We start from the raw sequence: 12788 nt of genomic DNA, 5'->3' as shown, positions 1-12788 counted from the left end.
CCCGGCGCCGCCCCCATGGCCAGCCGCCGCCTCGTCTTGCAAGCCGCGCTGTCGCTGGCGGCGGTGCCCGCCTGGGCTCGCGCCGCCGCCAGTGACAGCGCCCTCAAGGCCGCCACCGGCCCCGACTGGGCGCCCTGGACCGCCCCCACCCCGCCGCTGGCGCTGCCCGACCTGTCGGGCAGCGAACAGAAACTCGCCGCCTGGCGCGGCCACGTGGTCATCGTCAACTTCTGGGCCTCCTGGTGCGACCCTTGCCGCGACGAAATCCCCCTCATGTCCGCCATGGCCAGGCGCCACCGTGAAGAGGGCCTGCGCCTGGTCGCCGTCAACGTCGGCGAGGCCCTCGGCAGGATCACTACCTTCCTGGCCAAATGGCCTGTCGCCGGCACCGTGCTGCACGACCGCAACAGCACCGTCTCCAGGAAATGGGACGCCGTCGGCCTGCCCGCCAACTACCTGGTCGACCGTGGCGGCAGCGTCCGCCACTGGCACCTCGGCGCGCTGGACTGGAACGCCGAGAACATCGGCAGCGTCGTCACCCGGATGCTGCGCGCCTAGGCAAGGGCTACCGGCTGGCGGCCGCATCCGTAGCGACGGCACTTTCGACCCGCGCCATCCGTCGCAGGCGCCAATACGCTTTGAGCAGGCGTCGAAGGTCGGAGACCCCGCGCGCGTGGCGCACCAGGCGTGGCCAGGCGCGAAGATCGAGAATGGCGCGCGCGAGGCGGGCCCGCACCTGGGGATTCTCCACGTCCTTGCGAAGCAGATTCACAAAGCACAGCAGTTCATGCAGCACGTGGCGGGCGATCGAGATGCGCGTCCTGCGGCTGAGCTCTCGCCTTGATGAGACGGCAAGCAGCGTGCCGATGATATGGACGTAGCTGATGCCGCGCCACTGGCGGACCTGGGGCGAAGGCGAGCGCGTGACCGAATCAGGGTTGCGGCGATAGCCGTAGACGGGCTCGGGCGCGAAGCCCATACGCTCGGCCACCAGGGCGAGATCGGTGGTCCAGAGAATGTCTTCGTGGAATATCGTGGGGTTGAACGCCAGCCCGTGGCGGGCGACGAGTTCACGCCTGACCAGTTGCAGGCAGACGTAGTGCGGCCATTCGCCGACGCCGACGCAATGGGCGATCCAATCCTGGCCGGCCATCGTCCGGGCGACGGGCTGATGTGTCAGGACGGGAGGACGAGGAGCGGGAGGCGGCGCATCGGTGAACCGATACGCGTTTCCGATCAGTACATCCAGATCCTGCGAGACGGCCTGCTCGCACCACCCCGCGAGCGCCGCCGCAGGCAGCAGGTCATCGGCGTCGGCGAAGGCGACCCATTTGCCGCGCGCGGCCTGCAATCCCGCGTTCCTTGCAGCGCCCAGCCCAAGATGGGCCTGCCTGATGATGCGAAGGCGCGCGTCCTTGGCGGCGCGGGCCTGCATGATCGCCATGCCGCCATCGGAGGAACCGTCATCGACCGCGATCACCTCCATGCTCATCGCGGCATCGGCCAGCAGCGCATCCAGTTGGTCGGCAAGATACCGCTCGCAGTTGTAGACGGGGATGATCAGGCTGATCTGTGGCGCTATGGGGTCGACGTGGTTCATATCCGGTGATGCGTAGGCGCTTGAATCCTCGCGCCTTGAACCGGAAGTCTTGCCATTGGTCTTCGATATGGGGTCCTTCGTCCAACAGGCGCGGGTGGATCGGTAAACTACGCCCGATTACGAGCCCAGAGGGACAAGACTCATCAATACAAGACCAGTCCGTCTGCTTTTGGCCGGACGGCCATCGCCGGAAAGCGTGGCGGAAGGCAGCAGGAGTCGAACCTACCTGGGAACGTCTGACGCCCCCAACCGGGTTTGAAGCCCGGCCGTGCCACCGGGCACGGATGCCTTCCGCAGACCGGCCTATGATACTGCCTGGACCGCCTCCAGGTACGCGCTATCGGCCCGCAACACGTGCGTATCCCGCACCCGCCGCGTCACCCCCGCCCGATCGAAGAATTCCAGGATCTGGATCGCACGCTTGCGTCCCAGCCCCGTCGCATCCCGGAAGGCCGCCGCGTTCAGCCCGCCGGGCCGTCCCGCCAGTTCGAGCGCCAGCGCCACCAGTTCGGCCACCCGTTCGCGGTGATAGAACAGATCTTTCACCACCTGCGCCACGTCACCGCGCCGCAGCAACTTGCGCAGCACCTGCCGCACCCGCTCCTCGGGCTCGCCCTGCGCGCGCGCCAGATCGCGCACCCAGGGAGGATCGTAGGCGCCCGCGGCCAGCAGCGGCAGCAGGCGTTGCGCCAACTGCGCCTCGGCCTCGGCCAGCGCCGCGGTGTGGCCCGGCAGATGCAGCCACGGCCCATTGCGCGCCACCCGGCCGCGCTGTTGCAGATCGTCCAGCAGACCCAGCCACAGCGCCTCCGGAGCCGCCGGCAAAGCCATCCGGCGCAGGCGCGAGCCGTCCGGCCCCGGCTCGTCCGGCGCCCCTTGGTGGAAGGTTGCCAGCGCCTGCTCCACTTGCGCCCGCAGCGCTTCCCAGTGCGCCTCCTGGATCAGCGTGCGTACGCCTTGCGGCGTCCTCGGCTCGATCCAGGTCGCCCCGTTCGGCGCCGCCAGGTCGCGCACCGGCCTGCCGGTCAAGCGTTGCAGCGCCGTCTCGCCCAGCCCCAGGGCGGCCTGCGCCAGCAGCGGTTGCAACCCGCCGCCGTCCAGCATGTCCGCCACGCCTTGCAGCCACTGCATCCGCGCCGGCGCGCGGCGCTTGCGGTCCGGCGCATTCGGGTCGAGCACCCGGCCCCCGCCCACGGTGCGCGTAGCCTGCGCGTTGCGCACGATGTAGCGATCGCCCGGCATCGCGCACACGGGCTCGTCGAACACCAGTTGCGCCCAGCCCGACTGCCCCGGCGCCAACGCATCGGCGGACAACGGCACTACGTGCGCCACATGCCGCGCCGCGCCCAGATGCACATGCAGCGGTGTCCAGGCGCGCAGCGGCGCGTCGGCCGACGGCAGCAACGCCAGCGCCACGTCGACATGGCGCGATGGCAGGAAACAGCGGGCGTCCGCGATCCAATCGCCGCGCGCGATGGCGTCCTTGTCGATGCCCGCCAGGTTCAACGCGCACCGCTGCCCGGCCATGCCGGTTTCGCAGGGCTGGTTCTGCGCGTGGACGCTGCGCACCCGCACCCGCGTGCCCGCCGGCATCAGGCGCAGGTCGGCATCCTCGTCGCCCGCGCGGACGCGTCCGCCATGCGCCGTGCCGGTCACCACCGTGCCGTGTCCGGCCAGCGTGAACACGCGATCCACCGCCAGGCGGAACAGGCCCGCGCCATCGCGCGCGCCCAGCGCCTGCGCGGCGTCTTCCAGGTGTCGCTTGAGCCGCGCCACGCCGGCATCGTCGGGACGCGCCGCGCACACCTCGAACACCGGGGCGCCCTGCAGGAAGGTGCCGGCCGCCAGCGCCGCGATCTCGGCCCGCACCGCCGCCAACCGCTCCGCGCCGGCGCGGTCGGTCTTGGTCAGCGCCACCGCGCCACGCGCAACGCCCAGCAGCGACAGGATCGCCAGGTGTTCGCGGGTCTGCGGCATGACGCCATCGTCGGCCGCCACCACCAGCAGGCCGAAGTCGATGCCGCTGGCGCCAGCGGCCATGGTGTGCACCAGCTTCTCGTGGCCCGGCACGTCGATGAAGCCCAGCACGTCGCCGTTGGACAGCGGCGTGTAGGCGTAGCCCAGCTCGATGGAAATGCCGCGTGCCTTCTCTTCCTTGAGGCGGTCGGTATCGACGCCCGTCAGCGCCCGCACCAGCGTGGTCTTGCCATGGTCGATATGGCCGGCGGTGCCGACGATCATGCCTGTGACCCCGCCAATTGCGCTGCGAAGGCGTCTTCGTCGCGCGCCTCCAGGCAGCGCAGGTCCAGCCACAGCGCATCGTCGGCGATGCGGCCGATCACCGGCACCGGCAACTGGCGCAAGCGGGTCTCCAGGCGGTCCAGGTGACGCCCGGGGCGGCCCTTGCCGCGATGGCGCACCGCCAGCCCATAGCTGGGTAGCTGGTCCACCGGCAGCGCCCCGCTGCCGATCTGGCTGAACATCGGCACCGCCTCGACTTCGTAGTCCGCGCCCACGGCGTGCGCCAGCACGCCGCGCAAGCGCTCGGCCTGCGGCTGGATCTCGCGCTGCGGCCGCGTCAACAGGCGCAGCGTGGTCAGGCGCTGCGCCAGGAATTCCGGCGCGCGATAAAGCTGCAACACCGGCTCGAGCGCGGCCAGCGTCAGCTTGCCCACGCGCAGGGCGCGCTTGAGCGGGTTCTTCTTGATCTTGCGGATCAGGTCGGCGCGGCCGACCAGCAGGCCAGCCTGCGGGCCGCCCAGCAGCTTGTCTCCGCTGAAGGTCACCAGGTCGGCGCCGGCGGCGATGGTTTCGCGCACCGTGTCCTCGCGCGGCAGGCCGAACCGGGTCAGGTCCACCAGCGTGCCGCTGCCCAGGTCCACCGTGGCCGGCAGGCCGCGCGCATGCGCCAGCGCCGCCACCTCGGCCACGCCGACGCTCTTGGTGAAGCCGGTGACGGCGTAGTTGCTGCAATGCACCTTCATCAGCATCGCGGTGCGCGGGCCGATGGCGTTTTCGTAGTCGGCAGCGTGGGTGCGATTGGTGGTGCCGACCTCGACCAGTTTGGCGCCGGCGCGCTTCATGATGTCCGGGATGCGGAAGGCGCCGCCGATCTCGACCAGTTCGCCGCGCGACACCACCACCTCGCGGCGGTCGCCCAGCGCGTTCAGCATCAACAGCACGGCTGCCGCGTTGTTGTTGACCACCGTGGCGGCCTCGGCCCCGGTCAGCTCGCACAGCAGGTCGTCGATCAGGTCGTCGCGGTCGCCGCGGCCGCCGCTGTCCAGGTCGAATTCCAGGTTGGCCGGCGTGGTCAATGCGCGCAGCACCGAGGCCACCGCCTCGTCGGGCAGCAGCGCCCGCCCCAGATTGGTGTGCAGCACGGTTCCGGTCAGGTTGTAGACGGCGCGCAGGCGCGGCGCATTGGCGCGCGCCAACGCGGTGTCGACGGCTGCCGCCACGCTGCCGTCGGCCAGTTCAGCGCGCGGCAATTCCCCCGCCACGGCGCGTTGCCGCAAGGCGTCCAGGTGCTGGCGCAAGGCCACCACCACCTGGGTGCGGCCATGGGCCTGCAGCGCCGCGGCCAGGGCCGGCGCGTTCAGCAACCGGTCGAGCGCGGGAATCTCGGCGGCGGCGGCGAACCCGGTCATGTTCATTCCTCCTCGGCGCCGTGCCACAGCAGCGGGTTGCCGCTGGCGCGCGAATAGCCGGCCTCGCCCACCAGCACATCCAGCATCAGGCTGGCCAGATCGTCGGCCACCGGCTCGACGTTCAGGTCCTTGTCCTGGTAGAAGATCTTGCGATAGGTGTGGCAATGGTCGCAGGTTTCGGCCTTGATGGCCGGCGAGCGGCCCTCGATGGCCTGGTAAGCCACGGATTCGACGTCCTCGCAGTGCGAGCACTTGACGCGCACCATGTGCCATTGCGTCGCGCACAGGCTGCAGCACAAGTAGCGGTAGCCCTCGAATTGGCCGCCCACGCGCACCACGCTGGCCACCGGCAGGCTGGCGCACACCGGGCAGACGCCGAAGGGCGAGGCCACCGGCAATTGCCTTTCGTCGAAGCGGCTGGCCAGGTCGGTCCAGTAGACCTGCAGCGCGGCCATGACGAAGGGCGCGGCGGCGCCATCGACGCCGCGATGCTGCTCAGACAACAGCGCCTCGGCCAGGTCCTCCAGCGATTCGGTATCTTCATCCAGCGCGCGGCGCAGCGCCTCGCATACGTCCAGCGCCTCGGCCGGCACGTCCTGGCCGCCGGCCACGTCGTCGACCAGCCGGCGCAGGATGTCGCGCCACAGCGCGGTGCGCGGCCAGCCCACCGCCTGCAACGGCGGCATGCCATGGGCCTGCGCCAGCGCGATGCGGTCTTCCGATGCCGGCGGCGCGGCGCAGTCGCCCAGCGCCCGCTGCTGCGCATCGACCAGCCGCGCCATCAGCAGCAGGTAATCGGCCACCGGGCTGTCCACGGCCAATTGCCGCAAGCGCGCGGCGCGCGTCGCGAAAACCGAGTCGCGCGCCGGCAACTGGACGCGAGGAATGCTGTTGTGATCGAGCGCCTCGATCTCGCCACGCGGAAGAATTCGCTGCAATTGCGTCTCCAGATAAACGAACACGGCTGCCGCCCCATGAAGGGAAGACAGCCGTGCGGTGGGATCGAGCGGAGCCGGCCCGGCGCGGGCGCCATCACAAGGTGGCGCCCGCCGCGCGAGGCCCGCCTACTTCGTCGTGGACTGCTTGCCGATTTGTTCCCGGAACCAGGCGCGGTGGTGCTTCCACGCCCAGCCCGCGGTCACGTAGCCACGCAGCATCGCCGTCAGCGAGCCCTTGACCCAGATCGCCGCATAAATATGCACAATGATCGCGCAAATCAGCACCAATGCACAAACGGCATGCAGCACCGAGGCGGCGCGCACCACCCAGATCGGGAAGTAGAAGGCGAAGAACTCGCGCCAGATCACGATGCCGCTGGCGAACAGCCCCAGCATGCACAGGATCAGCACGTAGAACAGCAGCTTCTGGCCAGCGTTGTACTTGCCGACCTCGGGCAGCTTGTCCTCGCGGTTCTCGACCACGTCGTCGAGCTGGCGCAGCCACTGGCGGTCGGCCCTGGTCATCAGGTTGTGGCGCCACATGTGGCCGGCGAACACCACGAAGCAGAAAAACATCACCAGCCCGATGAACGGATGCAGGATGCGAGTCCAGGGACCGCCGCCGAACAGGTTGGTGAGCCAGAACATCGATGGGTGGAACAGGGCCAGTCCGGATAGCGCCAGCAGGATGAACGTGAGGGCGATGATCCAATGGTTGGTGCGCTCGCCGGGAGTGTAGCGCTTGATCCGGCGGTGATGGCGGTCGTCACTCATGGCGGATCTCCTCTTCGGCACGACGTTCGTCTTCCTCGTCGACCTCGTTGCGGCCGACGCGGGCGTAGTGGAAGAAGCCGGCCAGCGCCGTCAGCGCCATGGCGGCCACGCCCAACGGCTTGGCGATGCCCTTCCACAGCGAGACCATCGGGCTGATCTGCGGGTCCTTCGGCAGCCCGTGGTACAGCGCGGGCTGGTCGGCGTGATGCAACACGTACATCACGTGGGTGCCGCCCACGCCCTGCGGGTCATACAGGCCGGCCTGCTCGAAACCGCGCGACTTCAGGTCCTCGATGCGTTCGGCGGCGTGCTGTTTCATGTCGTCCTTGGTGCCGAACACGATGGCGCCGGTGGGGCAGGCCTTGACGCAGGCCGGCTCCTGGCCGACGGCCACGCGGTCGGAACACAGGGTGCACTTGTACGCCTTGTGGTCCTTCTTGCTGATGCGCGGCACGTTGAACGGGCAGCCGGTGATGCAGTAGCCGCAACCGATGCAGTTCTCTTCGTGGAAATCGACGATGCCGTTGTTGTACTGGATGATGGCGCCCGGCGACGGACAGGCCTTCAGGCAGCCCGGATCCTCGCAGTGCATGCAGCCGTCCTTGCGGATCAGCCACTCCAGGTCGCCGCGCGGATTCTCGTACTCTGAGAAGCGCATGACGGTCCAGGAATGCTCGGTCAGGTCGGCCGGGTTGTCGTAGACGCCGACGTTGGTGCCGATCTCGTCGCGCAGGTCGTTCCACTCCATGCACGCGCTCTGGCAGGCCTTGCAGCCGATGCACTTGGAGACGTCGATCAGCTTGGCCACGGACCCGGTGACGGGTTCGCGCACGCCCGGCGGCGGCGTGGTGGTGGCGGAGCGCCGTTTGATGTCGAGGGATTGCATGGACATGAGCGCTCTCCTAGATCTTCTCGACCTGCACCAGGAACGACTTGAATTCCGGTGTCTGCGAATTGCCGTCGCCCACGAATGGGGTCAGGGTGTTGGCCAGGAAGCCTGGTTTTGCAATGCCGACGAAGCCCCAGTGGATCGGAATGCCCACGTGGTAGACGGTCTTGCCCTCGATGGTCAGCGGCCGCAGGCGCTTGGTGACCAGCGCCACCGCCTTGATGTAGCCGCGATTGGACGACACCTTCACCCGCGAACCATTGGCGATGCCCAGCTCCTTGGCCATGGCCTCGCTGATCTCGACGAACTGCTCGGGTTGCAGGATCGCGTTGATGCGGACGTTCTTGGTCCAGTAATGGAAATGCTCGGTCAGGCGGTAGGTGGTGGCCACGTAGGGAAACTTGTCCACCGTGCCCATCGCCGCCAGGTCGTGCTTGAACACGCGCGCCGCGGGGTTGTTGGTGACGCCCTTGGCCTGCGGATACAGCGGGTTGTAGCCCAGCGGCGTCTCGAACGGCTCGTAGTGTTCCGGGAACGGCCCTTCGGCCATGCCGGCGCGCGCGAAGAAGCGCGCCACGCCCTCGGGGTTCATGATGAACGGCCCCATGCCGCCGTCGGGGTTTTCATCGCCTTTGAAATCGGGAATGTCGGCGCCGACCCAGGCCTTGCCGTTCCACGAGATCAGGCTGCGGCGCGGATTGAACGGTTTGCCCGAGACATCACAGGAGGCACGGTTGTACAGGATGCGGCGGTTGGCCGGCCACGCCCAGGCCCAGTTCAGGGTCTGGCCGATGCCGGTCGGGTCGCTGTTGTCGCGCCGCGCCATCAGGTTGCCGGCCGGGCTCCAGGCGCCGGCGAAGATCCAGCAGCCGCTGGCCGTGGTGCCGTCGTCGCGCAGTTCGGCAAAGCCGGCCAACTGCTCGCCGCCCTTGCGCGTGACGCGGGTGGGGTCCTTGGGGTCGACCAGATCCACCAGCGCCTTGCCGGAGTATTCCTTGGCCAGCTCTTCCGCGGTCGGGCTCTGCGGGTTGGAGTACGGCCAGGACAGGTTGACGATGGGGTCGGGGTACTTGCCGCCCTCTTCCTGGTACATCTTGCGCAGGCGCGTGAAGATCTGCGACATGATCTCGATGTCGCTCTTGGCCTCGCCTGGAGGCTCGGCGCCCTTCCAGTGCCATTGCAGCCAGCGCCCGGAGTTCACCAGCGCGCCGTCTTCCTCGGCGAAACAGGTGGTGGGCAGGCGGAACACCTCGGTCTGGATCTGCCTGGGATCGACGTCGTTGGCCTCGCCGGCGTTGCGCCAGAATTCCGAGGTCTCGGTGACCAGCGGGTCCATGATGACCAGGAACTTGAGCTTGGCGAAACCGGCGTTCAGCTTGGCCTTGTTGGGCGCGGCCGCCAGCGGGTTGAAGCCCTGCGCCAGGTAGCCGTTCATCTTGCCCTGGTGCATCAGCTCGTAGACCTGCAGCATGTCGTAGAGCTTGTCGAGCTTGGGCAGGTAGTCGAACGCCCAGTTGTTCTCGGCGGTCGCGGCCTTGCCCCACCAAGCCTTCATCAGGCTCACGTGGAACTTGCCGTAGTTCTGCCAGTAGCTGAGCTGGTTGGGCCGCAGCGGCTTGAGCGCGCGCGCGGCGATGTACTTGCCGTAGTCCTGCTCGGGCTCGTTGGGCAGCGTCATGTAGCCGGGCAGCAGGTTCGACATCAGGCCCAGGTCGGTCAGGCCCTGGATGTTGGAGTGCCCGCGCAATGCGTTCATGCCGCCGCCGGCCACGCCGATATTGCCCAGCAGCAACTGCACCATGGCGCCGGTGCGGATGATCTGCGAGCCGATGGAATGCTGCGTCCAGCCCAGCGCATACATGACACTGGTGGCGCGATCGGGCGTGGCGGTGGAAGCCAGCATCTCGCACACCGTCAGGAACTTGTCCCGCGGCGTGCCGCAGACCCGCTCGACCATTTCCTCGGTATAGCGCGAGTAATGCTTCTTCAGCAGTTGATAGACCGTGCGGGGATGCTGCAGTGTCGGGTCGGTCTTGACGTAGCCGTCATCGCCGCGCTCGTAGTCCCAACTGGCCTTGTCGTAGCTGCGCTTCTCGGCGTTGTAGCCTGAATACAGGCCCGCATCGAAGGCGAAGTCCTCGCGCACGATGAACGAAAAGTCGGTGTAGTTGCGCACGTACTCGTGCTGGATCTTGTCGTGATCCAACAGGTACTTGATGACGCCACCCAGGAAGATGATGTCGGTGCCGGTGCGTATGGGCGCGTAGAAATCCGCCACGGATGCCGAGCGCGTGAAGCGCGGATCCACGACGATCAGCTTCGCCTTGTTGTGGGCTTTCGCTTCCGTGACCCATTTGAACCCGCAGGGGTGGGCCTCGGCGGCATTGCCGCCCATGATCAGTACTACGTCCGCGTTCTTGATGTCGACCCAATGGTTCGTCATCGCTCCACGGCCAAACGTCGGGGCAAGACCTGCCACCGTCGGGCCATGTCAGACACGGGCTTGGTTGTCGAACGCCAGTATCCCCATGCTGCGCACGGTCTTGTGCGTGATGTAGCCGACCTCGTTGCTGCTTGCCGAGGCGGCCAGCATGCCGGTGGTCAGCCACCGGTTGACCGTCTTGCCGTCCGCCGTCTTTTCGACGAAGTTGGCATCGCGGTCGGCCTTCATGAGCTTGGTGATGCGCGTGAGCGCGTCGTCCCAGGAGATCCGTTCCCACTTGTCCGAACCGGGCGCCCGGTATTCCGGGTACTTCAGGCGGTTGGGGCTGTGGATGAAGTCGATCAGGGCCGCGCCCTTGGGACAGAGCGTGCCGCGGTTGACGGGGTGGTCGGGATCGCCCTCGATGTGCATGATGCTGGCGCGGGCATTCTTGGCGCCATCGCCCAGGCCATACATCAGCAGACCACAGGCGACCGAACAGTAGGGACAGGTGTTGCGCGTTTCCGTCATGCGCGCAAGCTTGTACTGGCGCACCTCGGCCATGGCCGTGCCGGGGGCAACCCCCAGCAAGGCAAGGCTCGAGCCGGCCAGTGTGGTACCGGTCACCTTGAAGAACTGGCGGCGGTTCATGTTGACCATGAAGCACTCCTCTCCGGGTGAAATGGGGGAAGCCGAGGGCCGATCCGGGAAAAGCCCCTGCGGGTCCCAAGGATATGCAAACAAGTATAGGCTCAGCGCGGGGCGGGCGCCATGCCCGGCCCTGCTCCAGGGGTGAAATCGGTCGACCCGAAATGATTTGCCGCCAGAATCGGCATTTTTCGCGAATTTTGGATCATCGCGTGACTGCTACCATTGCCGGCGGCGGGTTGCGTCCCGCCTTTCCGCCCGTCCCGCCTGTGCCCGTTGGAGCGCCGATGCGCCGTCTTGCCCCCCTGGCCCTGTCCCTATCCCTGATCGTGCCGAGCCTGACCCCGGCTCCAGCCGCCGCCGCCCCGGCGCTGACCCCGGCCGCCGCCGCCACCGAGTCCGCTCGCGAGGCGGCGATGGCCGGCTATCTGTATTTCTACCCGCTGCTCACGCTGGACCTGACACGGCGCCAGTTCACGCATCCTTCGCAGGGCGCCGCCGGCGCGCCGGCCAATGCCTTCCTGCACGCCCGCGCCCTGCCCCGTCCCGGCGCGGCCACGCCCTGGGCCAACCCCGACATGCTGCGCAGCACCGCCTGGCTCGACCTGAGCGCCGGCCCGGTGGTGCTGTCGCTGCCCGACAGCCACGGGCGCCTGTACACCCTGACCCTGCTGGACCTGTGGAACGAGGCCTTCGCCACCCTCGGCAAGCGCAGCACCGGCACCGCCCGAGGCAACACCGCGATCGTGCCGCCGGGCTGGACCGGCACCCTGCCCTCGGGCATGACTCGCATCGACGCCCCCACGACCTACGTCTGGGCCCGCACGCTGGTGCGGACCGACGGACCGGCCGACTATCCGGCGGTCCACGCCCTGCAGAATGGTTTCACCCTGACGCCGCTGGCGCAGTGGAACCTGCCGCCACAGTCGCAGCGGATCAGGGCCGACCCGTCGCTGGACCTGAAGACGCCGGTACGCGAACAGGTCGAGTCGATGCCGACCGACGCCTTTTTCACCTATGCCGCCGAACTGCTGCGCCGCAACCCTGCGCACGCCACCGACCAGCCGGTGCTGGCTCAATTGCGCCGGGTCGGGCTGATCCCCGGCCGGCCATTCGACTTCGACAAGCTCGACCATCCGGTCAAGCAGGGGCTGCGGCGCGGTCTGCGCGAAGGGCGCGAACGCATGCAGGCCGCCGCCGGCGTCAGCCTGGCCAGCGTCAACGGCTGGCAACGGGAAACGGCCAGCGCCGGTGTCTACGGCAACGCCTACCTGCGGCGCGCGCTGTCGGCCCAGGCCCAGCCCGGCGCCGGGCTGCCCGAGGACCTGTCGGTGCTGCTGCTGGCCGCCGACAGCCTGGGTCGGCCGCTGGACGGCGCACACCGCTACACGCTGCATTTCGACAGCGGCCAATTGCCCCCGGCAGGGGCGCTGTGGTCGCTGGCCGCCTATGACGGACAAGGACTGCCGGTGACCAATCCGATCGACCGCTATGCGCTGGGCGATCGCGATCCGCTGCAGTTCAACGCCGATGGCTCGCTCGACCTGCTGCTCAGCCACGTCGCGCCCGAGCCCGGCGCCCAGGCCAACTGGCTGCCCGTGGCCGCCAGCGGGCCGATATATGTGCTGCTGCGGGTCTACGCCCCCGGGCCGGCCCTACTCGACGGCCTGTGGGCGCCGCCACCCGCCGTGCGCGATGAGCCCGAGCCCGAGCCGGGGCCCGCGCAAGAGCCCGCGCCGGCAGCCGCCGTCCTCCCCGCCGTCGGCGCCCCCGCGCCAGCCATGCCCGCGAAGAAACCCTGACAAACCCGCTGCCGACGGCGTCATGACAGGGTTTCGCCACTACCATAGGCGTTTTGTCGCCGAGT

General features: G+C 68.4%; 9 protein-coding genes and 1 tRNA gene. 2 read left to right on the top strand and 8 right to left on the bottom strand.

All coding sequences use genetic code 11. From position 1 onward, the window contains the following. Positions 1–15: 15 nt before the first annotated feature. On the top strand, positions 16–558 hold the full coding sequence (locus tag AC6LKG_RS09955) for a TlpA disulfide reductase family protein (RefSeq protein ID WP_498164166.1): 543 nt from the start codon (positions 16–18) through the stop codon (positions 556–558). Between the two features lie 7 nt (positions 559–565). Here the strand turns inward: AC6LKG_RS09955 and AC6LKG_RS09950 are convergent, their stop codons facing one another. From AC6LKG_RS09950 to fdnG, 8 genes are all read right to left on the bottom strand, one after another. Further along, on the bottom strand, positions 566–1600 hold the full coding sequence (locus tag AC6LKG_RS09950; RefSeq protein WP_498164165.1) for a glycosyltransferase: 1035 nt from the start codon (positions 1598–1600) through the stop codon (positions 566–568). A 197-nt stretch (positions 1601–1797) separates the two neighbouring features. Then, a tRNA-Sec gene (locus AC6LKG_RS09945) sits at positions 1798–1893 on the bottom strand. Positions 1894–1903: 10 nt separating this feature from the next. After that, positions 1904–3841: a selenocysteine-specific translation elongation factor gene (gene selB / locus AC6LKG_RS09940; RefSeq protein WP_498164164.1), complete on the bottom strand. Its 1938-nt coding sequence runs from the start codon at positions 3839–3841 to the stop codon at positions 1904–1906. Further along, a complete protein-coding gene (selA, locus tag AC6LKG_RS09935) occupies positions 3838–5250 on the bottom strand; it encodes an L-seryl-tRNA(Sec) selenium transferase (protein ID WP_498164163.1) in 1413 nt (470 codons plus the stop codon). Before selA ends, selB begins: the two co-directional genes overlap by 4 nt. A 2-nt stretch (positions 5251–5252) precedes the next feature. After that, positions 5253–6188 (bottom strand): formate dehydrogenase accessory protein FdhE, encoded by a 936-nt coding sequence (gene fdhE / locus AC6LKG_RS09930; protein WP_498164162.1) that lies wholly within the window; start codon positions 6186–6188, stop codon positions 5253–5255. Positions 6189–6314: 126 nt separating this feature from the next. Next, positions 6315–6962: a formate dehydrogenase subunit gamma gene (locus AC6LKG_RS09925; protein WP_498164161.1), complete on the bottom strand. Its 648-nt coding sequence runs from the start codon at positions 6960–6962 to the stop codon at positions 6315–6317. Next, complete coding sequence (fdxH, locus tag AC6LKG_RS09920; protein ID WP_498164160.1) at positions 6955–7854, bottom strand: formate dehydrogenase subunit beta; 900 nt, start codon at positions 7852–7854, stop codon at positions 6955–6957. Before fdxH ends, AC6LKG_RS09925 begins: the two co-directional genes overlap by 8 nt. A 10-nt stretch (positions 7855–7864) precedes the next feature. After that, positions 7865–10933 (bottom strand): formate dehydrogenase-N subunit alpha, encoded by a 3069-nt coding sequence (gene fdnG / locus AC6LKG_RS09915; protein WP_498164159.1) that lies wholly within the window; start codon positions 10931–10933, stop codon positions 7865–7867. A gap of 275 nt (positions 10934–11208) precedes the next feature. On the opposite strand from fdnG, the gene AC6LKG_RS09910 reads away from it, so the two are divergent. Continuing rightward, a complete protein-coding gene (locus tag AC6LKG_RS09910) occupies positions 11209–12723 on the top strand; it encodes a DUF1254 domain-containing protein (protein ID WP_498164158.1) in 1515 nt (504 codons plus the stop codon). The last annotated feature ends 65 nt before the right edge of the window (positions 12724–12788 follow it).

Source organism: Achromobacter sp. 46006 (genome assembly GCF_059761975.1).
This window is presented reverse-complemented; position numbering and strand designations above follow the sequence as displayed.

Bases quoted from the DNA above. Each gene is read 5' to 3' on its own strand.
- selB (WP_498164164.1), bottom strand. From the start codon at position 3,841: ATGATCGTCGGCACCGCCGGCCATATCGACCATGGCAAGACCACGCTG.
- AC6LKG_RS09910 (WP_498164158.1), top strand. From the start codon at position 11,209: ATGCGCCGTCTTGCCCCCCTGGCCCTGTCCCTATCCCTGATCGTGCCG.
- fdxH (WP_498164160.1), bottom strand. From the start codon at position 7,854: ATGTCCATGCAATCCCTCGACATCAAACGGCGCTCCGCCACCACCACG.
- selA (WP_498164163.1), bottom strand. From the start codon at position 5,250: ATGACCGGGTTCGCCGCCGCCGCCGAGATTCCCGCGCTCGACCGGTTG.
- AC6LKG_RS09950 (WP_498164165.1), bottom strand. From the start codon at position 1,600: ATGAACCACGTCGACCCCATAGCGCCACAGATCAGCCTGATCATCCCC.
- AC6LKG_RS09925 (WP_498164161.1), bottom strand. From the start codon at position 6,962: ATGAGTGACGACCGCCATCACCGCCGGATCAAGCGCTACACTCCCGGC.
- AC6LKG_RS09955 (WP_498164166.1), top strand. From the start codon at position 16: ATGGCCAGCCGCCGCCTCGTCTTGCAAGCCGCGCTGTCGCTGGCGGCG.